This is a genomic window from Candidatus Litorirhabdus singularis (genome assembly GCF_026262625.1).
Lineage (GTDB): Bacteria > Pseudomonadota > Gammaproteobacteria > Pseudomonadales > Halieaceae > Litorirhabdus > Litorirhabdus singularis.
This window is the reverse complement of record NZ_SHNN01000002.1, coordinates 837,562-859,663: the sequence shown is the minus strand read 5'-3', so window position 1 is coordinate 859,663 and position 22,102 is coordinate 837,562. Positions and strand designations below refer to the sequence as shown.

The 22,102-nt window shown below is 52.8% G+C and carries 20 protein-coding genes; 9 read left to right on the top strand and 11 right to left on the bottom strand.

What is annotated here, in order from left to right; genetic code table 11:
* Positions 1-6: 6 nt before the first annotated feature.
* Together EYC98_RS12335 and EYC98_RS12330 are read right to left on the bottom strand one after the other, a co-directional pair.
* Positions 7-867: a sulfotransferase domain-containing protein gene (locus EYC98_RS12335; RefSeq protein WP_279245646.1), complete on the bottom strand. Its 861-nt coding sequence runs from the start codon at positions 865-867 to the stop codon at positions 7-9.
* Between the two features lie 16 nt (positions 868-883).
* On the bottom strand, positions 884-1,234 hold the full coding sequence (locus EYC98_RS12330; protein ID WP_279246079.1) for a YchJ family protein: 351 nt from the start codon (positions 1,232-1,234) through the stop codon (positions 884-886).
* A 174-nt stretch (positions 1,235-1,408) separates the two neighbouring features.
* Here EYC98_RS12330 and EYC98_RS12325 point away from each other — a divergent pair, with 174 nt between their 5' ends.
* Positions 1,409-2,263 (top strand): alpha/beta fold hydrolase, encoded by an 855-nt coding sequence (locus EYC98_RS12325; protein WP_279245645.1) that lies wholly within the window; start codon positions 1,409-1,411, stop codon positions 2,261-2,263.
* Positions 2,264-2,281: 18 nt separating this feature from the next.
* Here the strand turns inward: EYC98_RS12325 and EYC98_RS12320 are convergent, their stop codons facing one another.
* The 3 genes from EYC98_RS12320 to EYC98_RS12310 all read right to left on the bottom strand — a co-directional run bounded on the left by EYC98_RS12320 (position 2,282) and on the right by EYC98_RS12310 (position 4,446).
* Positions 2,282-3,349, bottom strand: a complete 1,068-nt coding sequence (locus EYC98_RS12320; protein WP_279245644.1) for a hypothetical protein — start codon at positions 3,347-3,349, stop codon at positions 2,282-2,284.
* Positions 3,349-4,020, bottom strand: coding sequence for a hypothetical protein (locus EYC98_RS12315; protein ID WP_279245643.1), 672 nt, complete (start codon positions 4,018-4,020; stop codon positions 3,349-3,351). The genes EYC98_RS12320 and EYC98_RS12315 overlap by 1 nt, the downstream gene beginning before the upstream one ends.
* A 129-nt stretch (positions 4,021-4,149) precedes the next feature.
* The gene (locus tag EYC98_RS12310; protein ID WP_279245642.1) at positions 4,150-4,446 is read right to left on the bottom strand and encodes a hypothetical protein; all 297 of its coding nucleotides are present in this window, start codon (positions 4,444-4,446) and stop codon (positions 4,150-4,152) included.
* Between the two features lie 190 nt (positions 4,447-4,636).
* Between EYC98_RS12310 and EYC98_RS12305 the strand changes: the two genes are divergently transcribed.
* Together EYC98_RS12305 and EYC98_RS12300 are read left to right on the top strand one after the other, a co-directional pair.
* The gene (locus EYC98_RS12305) at positions 4,637-5,740 is read left to right on the top strand and encodes a phosphoribosylaminoimidazolesuccinocarboxamide synthase (protein ID WP_279245641.1); all 1,104 of its coding nucleotides are present in this window, start codon (positions 4,637-4,639) and stop codon (positions 5,738-5,740) included.
* A complete protein-coding gene (locus EYC98_RS12300) occupies positions 5,737-6,456 on the top strand; it encodes an NUDIX hydrolase (RefSeq protein WP_279245640.1) in 720 nt (239 codons plus the stop codon). Before EYC98_RS12305 ends, EYC98_RS12300 begins: the two co-directional genes overlap by 4 nt.
* A gap of 51 nt (positions 6,457-6,507) precedes the next feature.
* Here the strand turns inward: EYC98_RS12300 and EYC98_RS12295 are convergent, their stop codons facing one another.
* On the bottom strand, positions 6,508-8,457 hold the full coding sequence (locus EYC98_RS12295) for an NAD(P)-binding domain-containing protein (protein WP_279245639.1): 1,950 nt from the start codon (positions 8,455-8,457) through the stop codon (positions 6,508-6,510).
* Between the two features lie 55 nt (positions 8,458-8,512).
* Positions 8,513-10,669, bottom strand: a complete 2,157-nt coding sequence (gene ppk1 / locus EYC98_RS12290; RefSeq protein ID WP_279245638.1) for a polyphosphate kinase 1 — start codon at positions 10,667-10,669, stop codon at positions 8,513-8,515.
* A gap of 206 nt (positions 10,670-10,875) precedes the next feature.
* On the opposite strand from ppk1, the gene EYC98_RS12285 reads away from it, so the two are divergent.
* From EYC98_RS12285 to EYC98_RS12270, 4 genes are all read left to right on the top strand, one after another.
* On the top strand, positions 10,876-11,520 hold the full coding sequence (locus tag EYC98_RS12285; RefSeq protein WP_279245637.1) for a cytochrome b/b6 domain-containing protein: 645 nt from the start codon (positions 10,876-10,878) through the stop codon (positions 11,518-11,520).
* 177 nt (positions 11,521-11,697) lie between these two features.
* Positions 11,698-12,105 carry a GFA family protein gene (locus EYC98_RS12280; RefSeq protein WP_279245636.1) on the top strand — a complete coding sequence of 136 codons (408 nt, stop codon included), beginning with the start codon at positions 11,698-11,700 and terminating at the stop codon, positions 12,103-12,105.
* A gap of 606 nt (positions 12,106-12,711) precedes the next feature.
* Positions 12,712-13,344 (top strand): VPLPA-CTERM sorting domain-containing protein, encoded by a 633-nt coding sequence (locus EYC98_RS12275; protein WP_279245635.1) that lies wholly within the window; start codon positions 12,712-12,714, stop codon positions 13,342-13,344.
* Positions 13,345-13,912: 568 nt separating this feature from the next.
* A complete protein-coding gene (locus tag EYC98_RS12270; protein ID WP_279245634.1) occupies positions 13,913-14,527 on the top strand; it encodes a VPLPA-CTERM sorting domain-containing protein in 615 nt (204 codons plus the stop codon).
* Positions 14,528-14,841: 314 nt separating this feature from the next.
* Here EYC98_RS12270 and EYC98_RS12265 read toward each other — a convergent pair whose 3' ends face one another.
* Positions 14,842-15,309, bottom strand: coding sequence for a c-type cytochrome (locus EYC98_RS12265; RefSeq protein WP_279245633.1), 468 nt, complete (start codon positions 15,307-15,309; stop codon positions 14,842-14,844).
* Between the two features lie 214 nt (positions 15,310-15,523).
* Between EYC98_RS12265 and EYC98_RS12260 the strand changes: the two genes are divergently transcribed.
* A complete protein-coding gene (locus tag EYC98_RS12260) occupies positions 15,524-17,239 on the top strand; it encodes an FAD-dependent oxidoreductase (RefSeq protein ID WP_279245632.1) in 1,716 nt (571 codons plus the stop codon).
* A 24-nt stretch (positions 17,240-17,263) separates the two neighbouring features.
* Here EYC98_RS12260 and EYC98_RS12255 read toward each other — a convergent pair whose 3' ends face one another.
* The 3 genes from EYC98_RS12255 to EYC98_RS12245 form a co-directional block, all read right to left on the bottom strand.
* On the bottom strand, positions 17,264-18,583 hold the full coding sequence (locus tag EYC98_RS12255; protein ID WP_279245631.1) for an NTP/NDP exchange transporter: 1,320 nt from the start codon (positions 18,581-18,583) through the stop codon (positions 17,264-17,266).
* A gap of 175 nt (positions 18,584-18,758) precedes the next feature.
* Positions 18,759-19,970, bottom strand: a complete 1,212-nt coding sequence (locus tag EYC98_RS12250) for a CaiB/BaiF CoA transferase family protein (protein WP_279245630.1) — start codon at positions 19,968-19,970, stop codon at positions 18,759-18,761.
* A 170-nt stretch (positions 19,971-20,140) separates the two neighbouring features.
* Entirely contained in the window at positions 20,141-20,986 is an 846-nt protein-coding gene (locus tag EYC98_RS12245) for a hypothetical protein (protein WP_279245629.1), read from the bottom strand.
* 129 nt (positions 20,987-21,115) lie between these two features.
* Here EYC98_RS12245 and EYC98_RS12240 point away from each other — a divergent pair, with 129 nt between their 5' ends.
* Complete coding sequence (locus tag EYC98_RS12240) at positions 21,116-22,087, top strand: SDR family NAD(P)-dependent oxidoreductase (protein ID WP_279245628.1); 972 nt, start codon at positions 21,116-21,118, stop codon at positions 22,085-22,087.
* Positions 22,088-22,102 lie beyond the last annotated feature (15 nt).

The following is a 22,102-nucleotide window of genomic DNA, read 5'->3' as shown; positions in this document are numbered from 1 at the left end:
ACACGCTTATTGCTGGTTTTGATAACCAAACACGCTTTTGAGCTGTTCTTCGACCATTTGGTCGAGTGTGGCTACTTCCTCGTCGCTGAAGTAGTCCCGGTAGCCGCCCACCTTGGCGCGTCTGACCTTGAAGGAGTCGGGGTTATCGGGGTCACCAGCCTGCATGCGACTGCCGCTGTTTTTGAAGTGGTTGGTTTTCTCTTTCGCGCGCAGGTTTTCCAGGGAGGCAAATTGCACACATTCGCTGATCCATTCGGGTTTAAATTCCAGCCCCAGAAACTCTACCACACGCGCCATGTGTTGCTCTGGTGAGGCACGCAGGTCCTCGTAGCGGACCATGGCAAAAGCGTCCATGTTGTCGATATCCTGTGCCCACAAATTCATATAGCGGATGATGTTGGGCAGTCCCTGACCCTGGTGGAGCACGAATTCCAGTATCGACAGCTCGGCACCATGTGGCGGATAGCCGTTGATAACTTTTTTACGGGGCCGCATGCGATGGCGCCACTGAAAGTATTGCGATACGGCTACATCCTGCGGTCGTCGTGCCAGTAGCAGGGTTGGCTTGCGATAGTAGTCACGCTTGCTCTGCAAATTGCCGGTATAGCTGCGTAGGTAGTTGTCATGACTGAAAAATATTTTTGGTGCAGCGGGATTCAGGCGGTGGAAATTATCAAATTCCAGCATTTGATCATCTGCGATACCGTATTGAAGCTGGCAATAGCGTGAAATCATTACCCGCAGCCACGTGCGTCCGGCTTTGCCATAGGACACGACGGCGCTGTCACAGGCTTGCAGCTGTGCAAATTCGCGCCGCCCGCGAAACCAGCGCTCCAGCTTGATCGATGTATTTGTGATGAGGCTCATGTAAGTGCGGGCTGTTTCAATTCAGGTGTTGTCCATCCAGGTAATACCACTGTCCCTCCAGTCGCTCAAAGCGACTGACTTCATGCAGGCGATGACCGCGCCCGTCTATTTTGTAGCGGGCAACGAATTCTACCGTGCCGGCCTTGTCATCAACACCGCCCGACGCGGTATTTTTTACTTGTAGGCCTAGCCATCGCTGTCCGTTAGTAAATCGAACACGGGAGGGCCGTGTTTGCGGATGCCAGCTCGCCAATAAATAGCTTTCCGCCTCCACCACATAGGCGCTATATCGTGAACGCATCAGGGCTGCCGCGGTGGCGGCAGCCCTATCGCCGCGAATGATGGGTGCGCAGCAGGTCTCCCACAAGGTTCTGCTACCACAGTGGCACGGTTGAGCTTCTGTACTCGTGGCGGGCAAATCCTCACTCCGGGGTGATTGAGACGATGGATCAGTTTAAACTGTCTGCCCTTGCGTTGGCGAGCCGGTAATGAATTTCGGCTGGTTCAGCCCCCTGTTACAACCACCCAGGAGATCACGCCGATGTCTGCATTCAGCTTCGAAGCGACCAGCAACACACTTGCCACTGCCCAAGGCAGCATTCACTACCATGAGGCAGGAGAGGGGCCGGTTTTATTGATGATTCATGGCTCTGGGCCAGGCGTCACCGGTTGGGCCAATTTCCAGGGCAATCTGGAAGTTTTCTCCGAGCACTTCCGCTGCCTGATTATCGATTTACCGGGTTATGGTAAAAGTGACGCGGTTGAGGGCGACCCGATCGGCGGTTGTGTCGTCGCCTGTCTCGCATTGCTCGATGGGCTTAACATCGATAAGGCCCATCTTATCGGTAATTCTTTGGGTGGTATCGTGGGCTCTCATATAGCCGCATCCAGCCCAGACCGCGTGGGTAGTTTTGTGACCATCGGTGGCATCGGTATGAATATTTTTTCTCCGTTTCCTGGCGAGGGCTTGAACCTGCTGACCGAGTTTACCGAGAACCCCAGCCGTGAACGCCTGATTCAGTGGTTGCACTCTATGGTGTTCGATCCTGCACTGGTGACAGAGGATATGATCGAGACGCGTTACGAACAGGCTATTGAGCCGGTAACGCTAGCCACTAGTCGCAAACTATATTCCAAGGCCAGTATCGGTGCTACAGCTGCGTTTTTCAGAGGTGAGCATACCGTGCAACGGATAGCACATTTGGCCTCCATCAAGGCGCCAACGCTGATTACCTGGGGTCGTGATGATCGCGTCAGTCCGATGGATATAGCGTTGGTGCCAATGCGCATTATACCGAATGCGGAGCTGCACATTTTTCCCAACTGCGGTCATTGGGCGATGATTGAGCGTAAAGCCGAGTTTGAGAATTTGGTGAAGAACTTTCTGCTACGATAACCGCGGCTAGATGAGTAGTTACCGGGGCAGAGACTGCTCGGTAGCTTCCAGCTGGTAAATGGACTGCAAGATACGGCGCCACTCGCGATATTGTTCCTCGAGGCTGCCTTCCAGCTCAACCACCCGACCCTGCAGCTGCATCACGGTAGGGGCGACCTCATTATTAAACCCGGTAGCCAGTTTCGCAGATTCCTGCTGCTGGATCTTTGACCATCGAAAATTGATGTAACTGCGTTTCATGGCTTGGTAGCTACCACTTTTTGGCTTGCTGCGATCAGCCAGGCGCTCTTCATAGGCCTCTTGATAGATCGCTTGCTCGCGATTATAGCGCCGCCATAGATTATACGTGGGTGCCATAGCCGCAAACAGCTTACGATACTGCTCGTCGACCGTATCTACGAATACATACTCCTGCTGCCTGACCTTTTCTATGCGCGCGACCATGGGGTCACCGTAGGCGGGCAGGCGCAGTAATTGATAGTTGCCGGTCTCGTCGCGGTCAAAGTAGGGCCCAAAGGCAGCTGGAGACAGCGTTGCCGCATAGCGCAGAAAGGCCAGGTTGCGGATAGCTTCCAGCGCTTTAGGTTCTAGCGTTTGCGCATAACGGAAAAGATCTGCCAAAACTTCATCGTAGGTTGCCTGAAACGGCCGTGGCCCATTTTGACGGCCGGTCTGATAGGCGTTTTCCGGTGCTATGCCGGAATAGGTTTTGACGAACCAGGTCTGGCCGCGGCTGTCGCTGACGTTAAGCTCAAAACTGAGCTGGATACCGTCTGACTGCAATAATCTGCCGGTGATCAATAACTCTGTGCCGGGGTCGGGATCGGGTATGACGCGAGTCGCGCCCCAGCTGTTGCTGTCGACCAGTACCTGACGCAGAACAAAAGGCAAGTAGCGGGCTTCTGCGCTACGTATTTTAGGGAATATGCCCAGTTCTTTATTGTGGGTGGGGTCGGTAGGAATGCCGGGGTCAAATACCACCAGTGAAATGTTCAATTCACGGGTATCCACAGCTGCGCTGAGCATGCTTACCGGTAGGCAAAGCAGCAGGAATAGACTCAAGCAGGACCAGTGTGCGCGGTGCATTAGAGTTTCGCCCTGCTGCAGACATTACCGCGACTCAGTGTGTACTCGCATTCGTAGTTATCCGGTAGAGGCTTAAAGCGATAATACACCCGATTGACCGTAAAGCCTGCTGGACTGCCACTCTGATTGAGTGTGGTGGTAATTTGCAGGCTTTGGCGGTCCGGGGATATGGTCAGCCGGTGATTGATGCGCAGACCATCAGGTAACTGCATGGCAAATAATAGTTGGTGGGCATCCCAACCACACAATTCTGAGCCTAGTTCATCGACAATGGGTTCTGGCGTGTCATCAGTGAAGGTGCAGCTGAGCGCAAAATTATCTTCACGTTCAACAATGATGTCGTCGGGCCCCTGCTCGATAGTAACGACCTGGGAACCGGTGATGTAGTCTGCCATACGTGCCAGGTCTATTACCCGTGACATAGTGCGTGAAGGGTCTGCGCCGGCGTTGATGCTACTGGCGTTACTGCCACCGGCTGAGCGAGCTCGACGCTCGGCATTGCGGCGCAGTTCGTTATAGATGCTGCGCAGCTGCTGCTCAACGTTGTCGCTGCGGCCGTAATCCATTTCCCAGGAGCCGGTAAGATCGATGGAAGTATCGCGGGGCGCCGCCTTGGAATCCACCGTCGGTGAATTTGAACAGGCGCTCAGGAATGCTGCCAACAGTAGCAAGCATAGTGCTCGCGAGGAGCTATTTATCGGGCGGAAGACTGGGGGAAAAACGGCAAAAATCATTGCCGGAAGTTTACCCTAATTTGATCGTTGATTTCGCGCCTCATTGTAAAGAATTGTGGTGCGACGTCAGGCCTTACGTGCGTGTGCCAGTGCCCGCTCGACCCACGCGGTAGCAGCCATATCCGGTGTGACTTGGCTGCGGTAACAAAGGTCGGCAAAATGTTCGCGGTCGGCGTCCAGGCCAGGATTTTTCTCACACAGGTCATATGCCAACACTCCTCGCTCCGTGCCCGTAGCGGCGCGGTCGAATATATCCTGCCAGTAGACGTCGCGGCCAGCGTTGACATGTTCATTCAATTCGCGAGTCCGAATAGCTATCCAGCAGATCACAGCCAATCCTGACAGTAGCAGTAGATAGGTCATGATTAATGTCTCCTGTTTTCCATTGATCGTATGTTGTGAAGTCTACTGGTGGTTAGTGGATTACAGGATGGCCAAAGCCGCCATGCACCTGACCATTGCCGCCAGTGTTTGTGCTCTTGAAACGCCGATTAGCACTGGCAGACGCGTGGCTATCTGCTAAAATCCTCGGTTTTCTCTGGGGAGCCCGATGATGAGCCTGGCTGACAAAGTACTTGCTGTAAATAATGACCTGCCGATCCGCACTGATGCACCGGTGCACAATGGCAAGGTGCGTTCGGTGTATTGGTTAACGGACGCAGACAGTGCACGTTTGATACGTGAGCGTGGCTATGATGTGGCTGCAGACGCACCACTGGCGATTATGGTGATTTCGGACCGGATATCAGCCTATGAGTGTATTTGGCATGGCGAGGGCGGTATGAACGGTGTTCCCGGCAAGGGCGCAGCGTTGAATGCTATATCCAATCATTGGTTTCGCCTGTTTCGTGAGCGCGGTCTGGCTGACAGTCACATTCTGGAAACCCCGCACCCGTTGGTATGGATCGTACAGAAAGCGCGTCCGGTGATGATAGAAGCGATAGCTCGTCAGTATATTACCGGTTCTATGTGGCGCTCTTATGGCAAAGGCGAGCGGGAGTTTTGTGGTATCCAGATACCCGATGGCCTGGAAAAAGACAGTAAGCTGCCAGAGTTGCTGATTACGCCTTCGAGCAAGGGTATTTTGAAGGGCATTCCAGGCGTTCCTGAAGTTGATGACGTTAACGTGACCCGCGCCGATATTGAGAACAACTATGCGGCATTCAGTTTTGCCAATACGGCGGATATTGACCGTTATGAGAACCTCTTGAGTGAAGGCTTTGAAGTTATTAGCGCAGAACTGGCCAAGCTCGATCAGATATTTGTTGATACCAAGTTTGAGTTTGGTTACGTCACCGATCAGTCAGGTCAGGAAAAACTGATTTATATGGATGAAGTGGGTACTCCAGATTCTTCGCGAATTTGGGATGGTCCTGCGTACCGTGACGGTAAGGTTGTGGAGAATTCCAAGGAAGAGTTTCGCAAGCTGTTGCTCAACTACTTCCCTGATCCCGATATTCTGACGAATAAAGATCGCATGAACGAGCGTCCCGCTCTGGCTAGTGACAATGCGCTTCCCGTAGAGATTATGATGCAGACTTCAGCGACCTATTTGTCTATCGCCGAAAAAATTACCGGCGCTTCTTTGCAGCTGTCGGATAATCCGCGCGCCGAGATTATTGATATTCTCAGTTCACAATTTGGTGTGGTGGTATGAGGGAAGTACCAGCCGACAAGCAACTGCGCACGGCAGCGACCGTAATCCTTTTACGCGATAGCGGCGGCGGACCCGAGGTACTGTTACTGCAGCGGAATAAGGCGGTGCAGTTTGCCGGCGGCATGTGGGTTTTCCCCGGCGGTTCATTGGACCAGGAGGATTGGGATGCAGCCGAGGGTGACGAGGAACAGGCGGCACGCGTAGCGGCTGCGCGCGAAGCGCTGGAAGAGGCCGATATGGCTCTGGACCCCGATACGCTGGTTCACCTTAGCCATTGGACTACGCCGGAAGCTGAAAAGAAGCGATTTTACACCTGGTTTTTTGTCGCCCTGGCGCCTGCGGCCACAGACGTAACGATTGACGGTAGTGAAATTCATGACCATGAATGGATTGGTATTGATGCCGCGGTAGCGCGGCATGAAGCCGGGGACATGGGCTTTTTCCCGCCCACCATTATGACGCTGCGAGCGCTGCGTGGTTACCTCAGCGCTGAAGATGCAGTTATCGGGGTGGCAGCCCAACAGCCGCCGGTGATCTTCCCGGTGGTTGCGCGGACAGATGAGGGTTTTGGGATTATGTTCGCCGGCGATGCCGGTTATGACAGTGGTGATGCCGCTGCGCCAGGACCGCGTCACCGAGTGGTGATGGACAACGGGGTTTGGCGCTATCAATACGAAGGTGATCCCGGCGTTCCACGTATAGATGGGGGCGCCTAGCCGGGGGCGCCTAGATGGGGGCGCCTAGCCGGGGGCGCTTAGCGGGGCTGACTAAGCATTATCAGTAAAGTGATAGTCATTCCGGTCGAATTCCCGCGTCCACTCCCACATCTGTAGAATTTTCCACGGCCATAACAAGGTGCACTTACCTTCTTCATTGGTGTAGAAGCTGTGCTTGATAGACGGGTGTTCCCAGATCATTTGGGCGTGTTGAGCTCGGAAACGGCGATGATAGTCCTCAAAAACATCCGGTTTGCATGCGACCGAGGTGTGACCAGTCTCCAGCAGGGCCTTGATCCCCTCCATCACATAGCGAACCTGACATTCGATATTAAAAATAATACTGCCGCCGAAGGCCAGATTAGTGCCGGGACCGTAGCAGAGGAAAAAGTTGGGGAAGTTGGGCACAGTAATACCCAGGTAAGCCGCCGGTTCGTTACCCCATTGATCTGCCAGTGCCACGTCGTTGCAGCCGCGGATGTTCATGGGCCAGAGGAACTTGTTGGCCTTAAAACCAGTGGCATAGATGATGATATCAGCATCGAAAGTAGTGCCAGATTCACTGGTCACGGTGTGTTCCCCAATCTCAATAACCGCTTCACTTATCAGCTCGACATTGTCGCGCTGCAAGGCCTTTAGCCAGGTACCGTTATCTTGTAGCGTGCGTTTTCCCATGGGCGGATAATCTGGGATTACTTTGTCCAGTAGTTCAGAATCTTCACCCAGTTGGCCGCGAATATAATCAGTAAACATTTCACGGGTAAACTCATTGGCCTCATTGATGGAGCGATCTTGATGTGGCCAGTTGGGGTCGACAACAGCGACATCGTAGGCACCATCTATCGCCGGCCAGAAAATCAAAAAGCGGAACCAGCGTGTATAGAACGGTAAATGCTGCAGGCACCATTTTTTGCCGGCTGATACCTGTTCGTGATAAATGGGGTTTTCAAACATCCAGTTTGCGGTGCGTTGAAATACAGTAAGTTCAGCCGCTTCTGCGGCGAGCTCCGGAACCAACTGAAAGGCGCTGGCGCCGCTACCGATAACGGCTACCTTTTTACCGGCAACTGACACGCTGCTATCCCACTGTGCAGAATGAAAGGCCGCTCCTGAAAACGACTCTGCGCCTTTAATATCAGGAATGCTGGGGCGGTTTAACTGACCCACGGCGCTGATAAGCGCATTACTGGTGAGTGTCTCCTCGCTGCCGTCGCTGTTGCGAATAGTGGTTTGCCATTGACCGCAGTTCTCATCGTAACTGGCACCGACAACTTCGGTTTCAAAGCGAAAGTTGTCGCGAATCTCATACTTATCGATGCAGTCTTCGAAGTACCGTTGTAGCTCTGGCTGTCGCGAAAAATACTGGCTCCAATGGTGTGCGGGCTCAAAGGAATAGCAATACAGGTGGTTAGCTACGTCAACGCGCGCGCCTGGGTAGCGATTTTCGAACCAGGTGCCGCCAACGCTGGCATTCTTTTCAATCACCACATAGGGAATGCCGGCCTCTGCTAATCGAATTGCAGCTAGTACACCAGAGACACCACCACCAATCACAATGACCTTGAAGTCCTTGCGGGCGCTGGCGGAAATTTGCTCATTCCAATTATCAGTACGCAGGTCCTCCCCATCCAACTCCATTTCTTCCAGCAGCATGGGTACGTAGGCTGCCGGTACCTCCTGAGCTACCAGAAACTCCATCATGCGATGGATGGTAGCGGTGGAAGGGGGTGGTGGTAGTACGCAGCCGTTGTCGCGGAAACGCTTGATGACCTCCAGCGCCTGGCGCCTGATAGTGGCCTTGGAGTCCTCGTCGAGAAAGCCCTGGTATTCGTTAATAAACACACCCTGCGGTCTAATGGGTCCATCCATCAGGCTGCAGTCGCCGCTCATATGGATCATGGACATCATCAGACAGGGAATGCTGGCATCCTCTAATGCGTGCGCAATTTCGGCGTCATCGTTGGGTATATTGCCAGGGGTTTGATCAGTTGCTGCCATCATGCCAGATTCCAAGAAGCCGACCGCACCGGTTGCGGTCAAGAGTCGATATTGGAAACTAGACGGCGAGCTTGGTCAATAGCGCAGATTGTACCGAGCGACGCTCTTGACCCTGGCGGGGCTTATTAATCGAGTAATGCCCATTGGGCTGTAAGCGCCAGGCCTGATAGTTGTCGGTGAAATAGGCATCCATTTCACGGCGCAGACGCGTGGCCAGCTTATCGTCCAGGATGGGGAAGCAGACTTCGACGCGATTAAACAGGTTGCGATCCATGAGGTCGGCACTGGAGCAATATATGCCGGGTTCGGCGTTCTGAAAGTAGAACACCCTGGAGTGTTCAAGGAATCGGCCGACCACCGAAATTACAGTGATGTTTTCCGAGACGCCTTTAACTCCCGGGCGCAGACAGCACATGCCGCGGATAATCAGTTCAACCTTAACTCCAGCCTGAGAGGCTCGGTACAAGGCCTTGATCACTTTGACTTCGGTGAGCCCGTTGGCCTTGAGAATGATATGGGCCTTCCTGCCCTCACGAGCTGCCTCGGCCTCAGCGTCAATCAGCGTGATTAACTGCTTATGAAGGGTAAAGGGAGCGTGCAATAACTGTTTCAGTCGCATGGCCTTGCCCATTCCCGTTAGCTGCTGAAACACGCGAGCAACGTCTTGGCAAACTTCTTCATTCGCGGTTAGCAGACTGTAGTCGGTATAAACGCGGGCATTTCGCGGGTGGTAGTTGCCTGTGCTCAGGTGGGCGTATTGACGCAGCCTGCGGCCCTCGCGGCGAATGATCAGCATTGCCTTGGCGTGGGTCTTATGACCGACCACACCATACATAACCAGAGCGCCGGCTTCTTGCAGTATGTTGGCCAGTTTCAGGTTCTCTTCTTCGTCAAAACGCGCACGCAGTTCGATAACCACCGCAACCTCTTTGCCATTGCGTGCGGCCTCAGCGAGTAGCTCAACCAGTTCCGAAGATTCCCCGGTTCGATACAGGGTCTGCTTGATCGCCACGACATTGGCATCCATGGCTGCCTGGCGTAATAGATCTACCACCGGTGCAAAGCTTTGATAGGGGTGTAAGAGTAGGTAGTCTTCCTGACGCAGGGCATCAAAGATGCCTGTTTCAGCTTTGAGTGCCTTAGGTATTGCCGGCGTAAACGCGGGATAGCAAAGATCCGGACGTTCTATCAGATCGAACAAGCTGTTGAGGCGCTGCAGGTTTACCGGACCATCAACTCGAAAGAGCTCAGCTTCGGTGAGAGAAAAACGCTCTAGCAGAAATTCACTCAGATGCTCCGGGCAGGCTTTGGAAATTTCCAGTTTGACCGCAGCCCCGAAGCGTCGCGAGTGCAGCTCGCCGCGCAGTGCCAGTGCAATATCTTCTACGTCGGCGGCGTTGACTTCAACGTCTGCATTTCGAATGACCCGAAATTGATGGCACTCGGTGACGCTCATACCCTGAAACAAAAGACCCGCGTGCGCCGCTATCATTTCTGACAGCAGTACAAAATTATCGCCTTTATCACATAAATGATCAGGTAGCCGTACCACTCGCGCTATGGTGCGTGGGGCAGGGATAACGGCCAGTCCGCTCTCGCGGCCGAACGCATCCTTACCATCCAGTGACAGGATAAAGTTCAGGCTCTTATTGACCAGACGTGGAAACGGGTGGGCTGGGTCTAGCCCCACCGGGCTGATTAGTGGCATGACTTCGCCGCGGAAGTAGCGCCTGACCCAGGCTGCTTGCTCCTCGCTCCATTCCTCGCGCTGCAGGAACCTGACATCCTCTGCGGCCAGTTGTGGCAGCAGTACGTCATTGAGAATAGCGTACTGGCGAGCATAGGCCTCATGCGACTGTAGTTTGATCTGGCGCAGTACCTCATGGGCAGGCATTCCATCGCGCCCCGGGATTTCCCGGTCCATCTCTACCTGCCTGCGCAGTCCAGCAACGCGAATTTCGTAGAACTCATCCATGTTGGAGCTAAAAATCAGCAAGAAGCGCAAGCGCTCCATCAGCGGTGTTTCTTCATCCATCGACTGTGCCAATACACGCAGGTTGAATTGCAAGTGACTGAGGGCGTGGTTGATGTAGAGCTCCGGGGCAGTGAGACTGGGTAAATTCTCAGGTTGACTCCATGAAGACTGGTCTTCGACGAGCTTGTCGGGTGCTACCTCTGCACTGAAACTGGTCTCGCTGGTATTTTGGTCGATCACTGGAATTATCCGGAATAGTGCAGGAATCATTGAGTGTAGCAAAGCTGGGTGATGCTGTAATTACAAGCGCAGGACTGCCTGTGGTAATCTGACGGGCGTCACAGTTATTGCCGTTGGAGGCGCTATATGAGCCGTATACGGCCGTTTCGAAATACCCCGCCTGAGCCAAATTTTGGCCGCCAGTCGCCGCCGCGAGAACCGCTGCTGTGGCAGTAACCTGGGATAGTTGGACACGGTTAACGCATTGGCTTTTGGTTCTGGCGGTATTGTTGTGCTGGATCAGTTACGAGGAAGATTACCTGCAAGTGCACCAATACAGTGGCTATCTGGTGTTGGTGCTGGTCGTCACACGCATACTGTGGGGTTTTGTTGGCAGCATTCACAGTCGCTTCAGTGATTTCGTAGCCTCTCCTCGCGTTGTATTCCATTACTTGCGTGGTCGCAAACACAATGCATCACAGGTAGGGCACAACCCCGCGGGGGGTTGGTCGGTATTAGTGTTGCTACTATTGCTGCTGCTACAGGCTACTACCGGTCTTTTTAATAGCGATGACTTGATGTTTGACGGACCTTTTCATCACGCCTTGGACAGCTCCTGGACGGATCGTTTCGGCGCCATGCATGAGTGGATATTTTGGGTTTTGAGCGGTTTTATTGGCTTACACATCGTCGCAGTGTTATTTCATCAATGGGTAAAGCGCGAGGATCTTATTGGTCCGATGGTGCATGGCGGCAGTCACGGCGTTCGTTCACCGCGCCCGATTTGGCTGGCGCTGTTGATGGCCATCGTTATAGGATTTGGACTCTATGTGGCCATTCAATACGCGCCAAAGCCGCAAGTATTTTGGTAGTTTAGTGGCACTACATGCGATTTTATAATGGCCTCTTGACCGCGGACTCGTCTCCAGATGGGGTAGAGTAGCATCCGAGAAAACATAAAGCCTGACAGGATGGGAAATAGAACCGCTGATAGAAGCGTGTTTGTCGAATGAGCTGCTATGATGTGGAAAAATTCTGTGGAGAAGAGCATGAAATTTACCGGTGGATGTTATTGCGGACAGATTCGATACGAAGCAGAGGGCGAACCTCTTATGCGTGGGCAATGTCATTGTCGTGAATGCCAATATATCTCTGGCGGGTCGGCTAATGTGATTGTTGCCATGCCTAAAAGTGGCTTTCACTACACCAGCGGTGAACCCAAGACCTTCCAGCGCAGCGACCTGGAAAATGGTGTGGTAAGGGCGTTCTGCGAAAACTGTGGTACGTCGCTGACCAGCGCTCCTCCTAGCATGGCTGACATGGTTATCATCAAGGTCGGCACCATGGATGACCCGGCTGAATTTGGCGAACCTGAGATGGCGTTTTATTGCATCGAGAAGCAGAAATTTCATTACCTGCCTGAAGGTATGGTTACCTTTGAGCGATTTCCCGACTAGTCTTCATTTTAATTGCAGAGCAGTGGGTGGCCTTTTGGCGAGAAGTGGCCACGCGGGTACATGTCATGGCAAAGAATACATAAGGGAATTTGACTGATCCGATAATAAAGTCAGCGCATTTCGTCAAAAATGCGCGAGTCCACTATACCGTTCGCTTGAAGATTTGCCTTTGGTAAAGCGCTTAAGCGTCGGCGCCGTAGCAACCTATTTTTCGTGTGAGAACAAGTATCACACCTGCTCTGACTCTACGGCATCGCGATACTCAATGACTTCCAAAAATGCATATTGCAGCTTAATGCAACAGGCATAGACTTCGGCTACCGAACTCAAGGCTCCGCCCAAAACGACACAGAGACCCCGTGAGAAACAGGGACATTATGCTGTCAGAATTCTTTACAATCGCTTGGTGTGCCCAGTTGCCGTTATAGCCGGAAGCAGCGCTATCAAAGGGTTTTTGGCTATCTGGCACACATATTGCAGAATCCCTTATAACGATACTTGGTTGCTTTGATTGTCCGTGGGCTTTAAGCCTTCTTACAGTCCGTTTCACAAGACGATTTGATCTGTAAAACTAATCAAAGCACGCTTATATTCTTGGAGAATTTCATGAAAGCATTTTCACTGCGCTATGCAGAGGAATTTCTACGCGGGTCTTTTGCTTCAGGGCTTAGGCGCACACTCGCCTTTTTCGGGGCCGCGTTTTTAATTGTGTCGTCTGGGACTACTTACGCAGCCAATCTTTCATTCGAGTTCCGTATACCTCTGGAGATGTCGGACTGCAGAGACAGCTACTGTTTCTCATCCAGTGAGGCGCAAACTAGCGGGATAATCTTGATTGAGCTAAACGTTGCAGAGCCCACCGAGATCGAGCAGCAATGGGGTGACGAAGATGTCGTAAGTTGGAGCGTATCTGCGGGTTTCCCAACATTGTCGAGTGTCGCCGAATTGCCAGGTGAGCATTCTTTCGGTGGCACCTATTCGGCGATGCCGGGCACCGGTTTGACTATCGGCACTTTGGATTTTTACGAAATAAACAACAAAGATTCTCTGGGCAACAGCCGTACCAAGATATACGACAACAGATGGGAGCTGCGTGATCCACAAGGGAAGATCGTTATGCTTCCCGACCAACCGCAAGTGGCATATGCGGAGGTTGGCCAAGTCCCATTGCCCGCAGCCGTCTGGCTGTTCGGCTCAGCACTTGTCGGTTTGGGCGTGCTGAAGCGACCAAAGGCGTAGAGATTTTTGGTGACGAAGAGCCGTCAGCTGAGCGGTCCTGCTTCCGACGATTTTGGTCAGTCTAAAGCTACAGCCGGCCGCCATTTTGGCTAGCTCGAAAACAAGTAAGTCTCGCCTGTGAGTTTCGCAGGGGCGTTAGTTCAGACGGGTTTCTCTGCCACATACAGGCATTGATGGTGCTCGTTCAAGCCAGCAGTAGTCATGATCGCTCTCGCCTTCCATCCCCGGGTTTCAAAGGCGCTACGATGCTAGAAACATGTGTACAGCAATTTTCAGGTTTCGAGAGCGGATAGCCCACCTCTGCTGGTCGGGCCAATTTCCCCTGGTTGTTTGGAGAAATGTCCGCTCACGAGAGGCGGTAAGGGCGGCAAGTGCTTTGCCATGCTGCGTGACCGCGTTAGCTTCGAAAGATAGAGATTGATCAATATTTGTACAGCTAAGTTGTCAGTTTTTTTTACACTTTGGTTTCATATCCAGATCCAAATTCTCTGTAGGCCACGTATTTACTGTGTTGGCACGACTTATGCATTAGTTTTCACTGCGACTATTATGAACAGAGGTTATTAATGTGAAACGATTAAATATAAAGAGTAAGTCGGCGCTGACCAGCGCTCTGGCCGGCATTATGCTGGCAGTAGCAGGGGCTTCGGCCAATGCTGCCCTGGTTCTTTCAATAGATACCTATACGACTGATGAGGTTTCATTATCAATCAGCGGCACCTTTGACGAAGATACCATTGGTATTTTCCCAGGGTATCTGGCGGTCAAGAACGATTGGTCTAACAACTATGGCGTGCACACGGAATGGTTTAGCTCGCTGCCAACCATTACTGCGAACACGATCTTGATCGGAGGCCTGGCGCCCGATACTGCAGCCCAGAATAGTGATATCAGAGGTTGGAATGACAATGTGTTCTTCCGTTTTGCTGACAACACTGCGCCCATCACTGCAGGTACTACTGTGAGCGGGTCAATAACCTTGTCTAAAGTCGGCGCGTTCGACCTCGCGGACATGGCCACCCTGCAGCTGGTTTCTGGTTTGAACTTCACTGTTCCAATCAGTGATGATGATGACTGGGCACGACTTGAGGCTAACGTTTCGGCAGTACCATTGCCTGCAGCGGCTTGGTTGTTTGGTTCGGCACTGCTTGGCTTGGCTGGTGTATCCAGACGCAGAAAGTAAGCTAACCTGCGTCGCTCAAAAGCCTGCCGTTTGGCGGGCTTTTTTTTGTCTACAAATTGAGCATTTAGCGCGAGCTAAATTGACAGGCAGCGAGCGCTGCGCCTAGCTGGGAGTTTTTGAGGTGTAACAAGCATGATTGATAGCAGTGTGTTGATTCTACCAATCCTGTCTATGTTTCTACTGGCGCACTGCAGTCTGCGTTCGAGCCTACTATCGCGGGCCTTGAGAGTAATTTACCCAAGGGTGTTGATATTAGTGACAGCGACAGCTCTGTTAGCTGCCCCGGCGACTGGCGCCAGGGCACTAGGTCTCTACTAGTTCAAGTAGTCCTTTGACTTATAGTCGTCATGACAGCTTTTGCAGCTGCCGCCGGTTTTCTGAAATTGCTGAAGAATTGCCTTTTTGTCACCGCTGGCAGCGACTACTGCCAGAGCTTCGGCTTCGGTACGCAGGTCTTCTGTTTTAGATTCAAAATCGTCCCAGTTCTTCCAAATGCCTGGCTTCGCTCGAGTCTGACCGCCTTCGCTACCTGCCGGAAAGCCGCGCCCAATATCCAGTTTGGTTACGCTGGCCAGGTCATTGGCCCAGCCCTGAAACATGGCGTCGTTCCAGGGTATCTCGCCCTTGATCATAGAGGTCATCGGGCCAAAATTAGCACCCATCAGTGCGAACACAGACTGCCGGTATGATTGGTGAAACGCGGTGCTATCCAGGTGCGATAGAGCGATAGGGGTAGCGGCCGTGCCGGCAACCAGAGTGAGCGCTATTAACAGTTTTTTCATTGTTATCTCCTTATAGTTGAGGCAGAGCATACCCTATGTTTTTGTCAAAGCCCAAACTGAAGTAAATCGATAGACGACTATGGATCTTTGGGCTGGCGGGGCACAAGTTATTGAACCTGTTAAACAAACTGCTAGCGCCACATTGGCAGGGCCAGCGTCTGATGCAAGTTTCGAGTACTATAGCGACGACTTTTAGCACCACCGTGGGTTGCATATGGCTGTTCAAGAAAACTGGGATGAAAGTGTTGATGTACTGGTCGTAGGATCGGGCAACGGCGGTATGACGGCGGCGTTATGCTGTTACGAGATGGGCAGCGAGGATGTGCTGTTGATCGAGAAGTCCGATCTTTATGGTGGCACCAGTTCGATTTCTGGCGGTGGTGTGTGGGTGCCTTGCAATCGTTATGCGATGGCGGCTGGTGCAGATGACTCACCGGAGAACGCCAAGACTTATCTGATGAACTGTATTCCGGCCGACCGGGTGCCCGAGCACATGATCGATACCTATATCGAGCAAGCGCCCAAAATGGTCGATTTTCTGCACGAACGTACCCAGGTGCGCTATGTCACCCTGGAACATTACCCTGACTACTATTCAGATCAGCAAGGTTCTATGCCAGGCCATCGCTCGATGGAACCAGAGACAATCAACGCCAGCGAACTGCGTGGAGAGCACAAGCGGCTGCGTCGTACCCACCACATGATGCATCTGTTTGGCCTTATTGGCTTTACCCAGGTTGAAGCGGCATTGCTGATGGCGCAAATGCCAGGTTGGTTTTCGCTGGCCTTTAAACTGATAGCTGGTTATATACTGGACATACCCTGGCGCCTGTTTGGTGACAAGTATGCTCGGCGTTTGGCTACGGGCTGCGCCGGCGTAGCGCGGTTGCGTTTGTCGATGCTCGACCGCGATATGCCACTGTGGCTCAACTCACCGATGCAGTCCTTGATTACAGAAGACGGTCGGGTGGTGGGTGCTGTGGTGGAGCGAGATGGCAAGACGGTGCGAGTGCAGGCGCGCAAAGCGGTCATCCTGGCGGCAGGTGGCTTTGAACACAATCAGGAAATGCGTGAGAAATATTTGCCCCAACCCACCGATCATCGCTGGAGCGGCGGGGCCCCGGAGAACGTCGGGGACGCTATCAACGAAGGTCTTCGCTTGGGCGCGAAAATGCACATGCTCGATAGTGCCTGGTGGTGCACGACGATATCGGTGCCTGGCGAGCCATCGCCGCGCCTGAGTATTATGGAGAAATCCTACCCCGGTACCATCGTGGTTAATACGGCCGGCGAGCGGTTTAGTAATGAGTCGCAGAACTACATGGCCTACCAGATCGAGACCTTTGAAAAGCACAGCGACGAATACCCCTGTGTGCCGTCCTGGCAAATATTTGACGCTAGTTTTCGCGCCAGCTACATGGTCGGGCCACTCTATAACAGCAAGTTTCGTCCTGACTGGGCTTTGCCTAAACGTTTTGAAAAAGAAGGATTTTTTGCCAAGGCCGAAACTATCAGCGAGTTGGCTGAGAAAATTGATGTGGATGCAGCTGGACTGGAAAAGACCATAGAGAAATTCAATGGCTACGCGGCCACTGGTAAGGACCTCGACCTGCAACGCGGTGATACGGTCTACGACCGCTATTATGGTGATCCGCGGGTAGAGCCAAACCCTTGTCTAGCACCTATTATGCAAGCGCCATTTTATGCCATGAAGGTAGACCCCGGCGATTTTGGTACCCAGGGCGGCATGGTGGTCACGGCTAATGCCGAGGTGGTTCATGAATCAGGAGATACAATACCAGGGCTTTATGCTATCGGTAATTGCAGTGCCCCAGTACTTCCCAATTACCCTGGGCCCGGTTCAACGTTGGGTCCAGCTATGACCTTTGGCTATCAAGCCGCCAAGCACATCACCGGCTGGCAGGAATAGCCGGTCAGGCTGGTTATAAATGGTTCATGCGGCTTTTTCATCGCGAATGTCATCGCGCCAGCTGCGTCCCAGATAAATACCTACAGCTGCCCACAGACCGGCGATTCCGGCGCCTACCAACGCTACAGCACCTAAGCCTAGCCCCAGTCCAGTGGTCAGTCCGGTAAAGGCCCAGGCGTTGAGCATGTCACCACCGCGATAGACAACGATATCAATGACCGGTTTGGCTTTGAAGCGAGTCTCACGATCAACCGCGGTGAATAGCATTTCGCGGGCAGGGCGCGTGACTGCGTAGTTGCCTGCGCGGCGAACGATTTGTAAGGCTACCACCACAGACACTACCGGCATGGTGGCCACGAGAACCAGCCCACCCATAATCAATACCGGTACCGATGCTAGCGTGAAAGGCAGCCCCATCCTGGTTGCCATTCGCCCGGTGACAAAAAACGCTATTAGCAGCGTTAGCGAATTAACTACCAGATCCATGCTCGCCCAGATCTGCGAGCGTTCCTCCCGGCTGTAATCTGCCAGCAGGTTTTTCAACTCGAAATACACGAAAGAGCCAATCGAGGTGTAGAGCAGGATAAACAGCCCAATACCCAGTAGGTAAGGGTTCTTGATGAAGTCAGTGAAACCCGACAAAGGGTTGCCGCCAATGAATTCCAGGTCATCGGTGCCTACGTGCACGGATTCATTGTGCAAATCTGTTTGCTTCAGGTTTTGTAGCAAACCGATTAGCGGAATGGTTAGCACTAGTAGCCCGCTCGCTATTAAAGTGAGATTGTCGGTGCCAATGCTGCCCGCAAAGAAGGTGGGTATAGCCGGCCCGGCCAGTGCGCCAGTACTGGCGCCTGCGCCAATGAAACCGAACAGACGTGGCGCTTGTGCCTTGCTGAACAGGTCAGCCATGAAGCTCCAGAAGACCGAGACGTGGAACAGGCTAAAAACGCTAATCCAGACGTAGAACGCCTTGTCTATCAACTCGCGATCGCTGGTCATTTGGGTCGCAGCATAAAACAGCAGGAAAGACGCGGTAAAGAAACCGTACACCGAAGGTACCAGACGCTGAAATCTAATCCTCGAGACGGCGCCACCGTAAAGGGAGACCGCAATAGCGCTGAAGAAAAAAGTGAAAGTCCACAGCCAGCTAACTTCAGCGTCAGTCCAATCACTGGCCATAGCGTCACGCACCGGCCGTAAAATGTAATAGGCGGCCATCAGCACGAACACGAAAGCGAAAGAAGTTAGCGTGGCGCGCACTTCATGAGGTTCAATCTTGACCGCTTTACCTAATAGGCTTGTTAACGCAGAAGTACTGGTGCTCGAGCTTGTTGGTTGGGTCATTTAGAATTGTCCTGGAACGGGTGGCCTATGATCACGTGTGGGTATTGCTAACACAAGCCTCGCTCACAAAAGTCTTCGCGGTACTGGCGGCCAAAATGAGATTACTGGCGAATTGGCGGCGGCGTGCTCCATCAAGTGATATTCGCAAGTGCGTATTGATGCAGCCATACGCAGATTATCTAGCTTGGGATAAGGAGAATCCTGCCATCAATTCACGGTTGGTAGCTTCACGCTGCTCAATACGATCAATGTGGGATTGATCCACGCCCAGTTCCCGGAGTATCTCGGTCGAATGCTGTCCTAGTGTGGCGGCATGCATGGCTGGCAGCTCTGCTTGCCCCTCGAATTTAAAAGGTGTGTCGGCAATGCGCATGGTTCCAGCGACGGGGTGTTCGACGGTAAGAATCGCCTGTTGTTCGATAATCTGTGGATCATCGAACATTTCCTCTGGACTATTCGCCCGGGCGACCGGCACACCTTTTTCATCAAGAAAGGCGCATAGATCAGCTACATCAAATTCGCTCAGTGCCTGCTCCAGCTCAGCATGCAGAGCATCGCCGTGCATAAGACGTGCGGGGAAAGACGTGAAGCGTGGATCCAGGTGCAGCTCGGAGCCAGTGAACTCGCACAGACTTTTGAGTGCGTCGTCAGCGACGAGAATAATGGCAACGTGACCATCACGGGCACGGTAAACCTTGAAGTAGTCTGCTAGTTCCCCAGCGTGAGTGATGTCATCCCCCTGCAGCGTTCGCGACCACATGAAGTCCGGCCACTGGTAGTACAGGGCTGACTTAAGCATAGAAATAGGCAGATACTGGCCACGCCCGGTTTTGCTGCGCTGCAGCAGCGCGGCAGTGGCGGCCTGGGCGGCGGTGTAACCGGTGACCTTGTCAAAGATAACGGTGCGAACATTACTAGGCTCAGTCCCACCCTGTTCGACACTGGTGCCAGTGGTGGCCTGTATCAACGGATCATAGACGCGTCTATCGCTATAGGGGCCCGATTCTCCGTAGCCAGTGATAGAGACGTAGACCAGACCCGGATTAATGGATTTAAGGCTGTCGTAGTCGATGCCGAGCTTTTCTACGATGCCCGGGCGATAATTTTCAATCAGCACATCCGTTTCCGGGACCAGCTTGAGAAAAATTTCCATGTCGTCTGGTTGCTTGAGGTCCAGCACGAGCGAGCGTTTGTTACGGTTCAACGTCGAGTACATTGCGGCCATACCGTTGCGGGAGGATCCCATAACGCGGCCAAGGTCACCAATCATTGGTGGTTCGATCTTGATAATGTCTGCGCCCTGATCTGCCAGTACCATGCCAGCCATGGGCCCGGAGACCGTGGAGGTGAGTTCCAGTATACGAAAGCCCGAGAGTGGTCCGCCCATGGTGAATTCCTGCAGTTATTATTAGAGCCGCAAATCATGGCCGCTATGACCGCCCTTGGCAAGTCGTGCTGCAATTATCTAAAGCATGGCGCGAATGTTCGGGTGCAGTTATCTCGCGATGGTTGTCCTTGCCTGTTGGCACCCAGATAGGATCGTCCTATTCCCGGCGCTTAGTAGCTGTAGGTCATATAAAGCATCGTGCCGTTAAATTTCACATCGTAGACGTGGCGCCGACCGAAATCTCTGGCTTCTTCAAGATCTATGTCGGTCAACTGATAACCAATGCCCACGCCGATACTGTTCTTGAAGCGATACTCCAGTCTGCTTGAAATATAGAAAAACTCGCCGCTCCATTCATCGTAGCTGAGGCTGAGGAGCCCGCTCTCAATGTCGATAGCGGTGCGGTTGCTTAAAGCCAACCGACCATATAGGCGCAGATTGGGTACCGGTGCGATGACTTCGTAGTTGCTTTTTGTGCCTCTTTCAACACTGTTCTCATTAATGAAGGGCACGGTGTCGATATCAGTCCTGAAGTCAAAAGCATGAAGGCCAAGGCCAGCCCCAATTTCCAGATTCCGAGACTTATAAAAAGAGTAGCTGACGTCAGCGACCCAGGCATCAGCACGCAGGCTGGTATCGATATCTGCCCCGGCTGCAAATTGCACACCGTCGAAATTGAAGTCTTTGTCAACGATTCGACCACCTTCAACAGCGAACGCGTTGTAGCTCAAATTCAGAGCCCAGCGCTCGCTGAAACGCCAGCTGAACGCCAGCCAGCCTGTCGTCTTGGTCTGGTTAATGCCCAAAGTGTTCAGTGTTAGCTCGGTCTCGGGCAGAATGGGACGGCTGGCAATAAACGTAGCTTCAGCCTTATTGCGCAGGGCGCCAGCGCGGAAGGTAAATTTGTCTTCCAGTAAAGGATGCACTTCATCGCGGTCACCAGGCTGTGATCCCCAAGCGAGGGGGCTTAACAACAGAATGCCGCCTAAAATTACGGGTGTAGACAGTTTTTTCATCAGCACTAGGACACTAACATTTAGCGATGCACGATACCCAAAGTTGGGCTGCACGGCAACGCCACACTGATCGACCAGCAGTTCATAGCTATGTTACCGTCAGCCAAGACTTTATAGAGGAAGAAAATAATGACAGATTTTGCAAACCGGCTGGCGGTTGTGACCGGCGGCGGTAGTGGTATCGGAAGGGCGCTGGTACTGCAGTTGTTGGCAGCTGGTTGTCGCGTAGCCAGTTGTGATATCAATGCTGCGAATTTGCAGGAGACTCGCCGCCTTGCTGAAGCGGCCGCTGAGTCTGACATTGCGTTATCGTTGCACAGCTGTGATGTTGCTGACGAAACTGCTGTTAAGCGCTTTGCTGACGAGGTGTTGCAACAGCACGCCGTGGATCATATCAATTTGTTGTTCAATAACGCCGGTATCGGTGGTGGTGGTAGTTTCATCAATGACGATCGTGAGCATTGGGAGAATACCTTTGGTGTTTGCTGGGGCGGGGTCTACAACTGTTGTCGGGTTTTTGTGCCTCTTCTGGTGGCGAGCGCTGACGGTCATGTGGTTAATGTCAGCAGCGTCAACGGTTTTTGGGCGTGCATGGGGCCACACTTTCCTCACACTGCATATAGCGCTGCAAAATTTGCCGTTAAAGGCTTCTCAGAAGCGTTGCGAATCGACTGTCGTATGAATGCACCTCACGTTAAGGTATCGGTGGTTATGCCGGGCCATATTGGTACTTCCATAGTGATTAATTCGCAGGAATATCACGGCGGTAGTGATCCGGCGGAGCTGACCGCAGAGGAAGTCGATGCGGTGCGTAGCGGTTGGACCAAGATCAATGAGTTGGCGCAGCACCTGACTGATGATCAAGTACGCGAGCAACTGATCGCTCAACCGGAGAACTTTCGCGACAATGCGCCCACCTCAGCGGCCCAGGCCGCGAGCATAATATTGGACGGTGTGCGTGAAGAGCGCTGGCGTATCCTGGTGGGTGATGACGCCGTCGGCATGGACAAGATGGTACGCGAAGATCCTGAGAACGCCTACGAGTTAGAGTTCTTCGCCCGAATGCAGGCGGGGGGTATGTTTGATCGTACCAACCTATAAGCGAGCTTTGTTGCT

What these genes read in the sequence shown, in the direction of transcription:
- EYC98_RS12310 (WP_279245642.1), bottom strand. Translation starts at nt 4,446, where the DNA reads ATGACCTATCTACTGCTACTGTCAGGATTGGCTGTGATCTGCTGGATA.
- EYC98_RS12320 (WP_279245644.1), bottom strand. Translation starts at nt 3,349, where the DNA reads ATGCACCGCGCACACTGGTCCTGCTTGAGTCTATTCCTGCTGCTTTGC.
- EYC98_RS12245 (WP_279245629.1), bottom strand. Translation starts at nt 20,986, where the DNA reads ATGAAAAAACTGTCTACACCCGTAATTTTAGGCGGCATTCTGTTGTTA.
- EYC98_RS12335 (WP_279245646.1), bottom strand. Translation starts at nt 867, where the DNA reads ATGAGCCTCATCACAAATACATCGATCAAGCTGGAGCGCTGGTTTCGC.
- EYC98_RS12280 (WP_279245636.1), top strand. Translation starts at nt 11,698, where the DNA reads ATGAAATTTACCGGTGGATGTTATTGCGGACAGATTCGATACGAAGCA.
- EYC98_RS12260 (WP_279245632.1), top strand. Translation starts at nt 15,524, where the DNA reads ATGGCTGTTCAAGAAAACTGGGATGAAAGTGTTGATGTACTGGTCGTA.
- EYC98_RS12250 (WP_279245630.1), bottom strand. Translation starts at nt 19,970, where the DNA reads ATGGGCGGACCACTCTCGGGCTTTCGTATACTGGAACTCACCTCCACG.
- EYC98_RS12300 (WP_279245640.1), top strand. Translation starts at nt 5,737, where the DNA reads ATGAGGGAAGTACCAGCCGACAAGCAACTGCGCACGGCAGCGACCGTA.
- EYC98_RS12275 (WP_279245635.1), top strand. Translation starts at nt 12,712, where the DNA reads ATGAAAGCATTTTCACTGCGCTATGCAGAGGAATTTCTACGCGGGTCT.
- EYC98_RS12255 (WP_279245631.1), bottom strand. Translation starts at nt 18,583, where the DNA reads ATGACCCAACCAACAAGCTCGAGCACCAGTACTTCTGCGTTAACAAGC.
- EYC98_RS12305 (WP_279245641.1), top strand. Translation starts at nt 4,637, where the DNA reads ATGAGCCTGGCTGACAAAGTACTTGCTGTAAATAATGACCTGCCGATC.
- EYC98_RS12265 (WP_279245633.1), bottom strand. Translation starts at nt 15,309, where the DNA reads ATGAAAAAACTGTTAATAGCGCTCACTCTGGTTGCCGGCACGGCCGCT.
- EYC98_RS12240 (WP_279245628.1), top strand. Translation starts at nt 21,116, where the DNA reads ATGACAGATTTTGCAAACCGGCTGGCGGTTGTGACCGGCGGCGGTAGT.
- EYC98_RS12325 (WP_279245645.1), top strand. Translation starts at nt 1,409, where the DNA reads ATGTCTGCATTCAGCTTCGAAGCGACCAGCAACACACTTGCCACTGCC.
- EYC98_RS12295 (WP_279245639.1), bottom strand. Translation starts at nt 8,457, where the DNA reads ATGATGGCAGCAACTGATCAAACCCCTGGCAATATACCCAACGATGAC.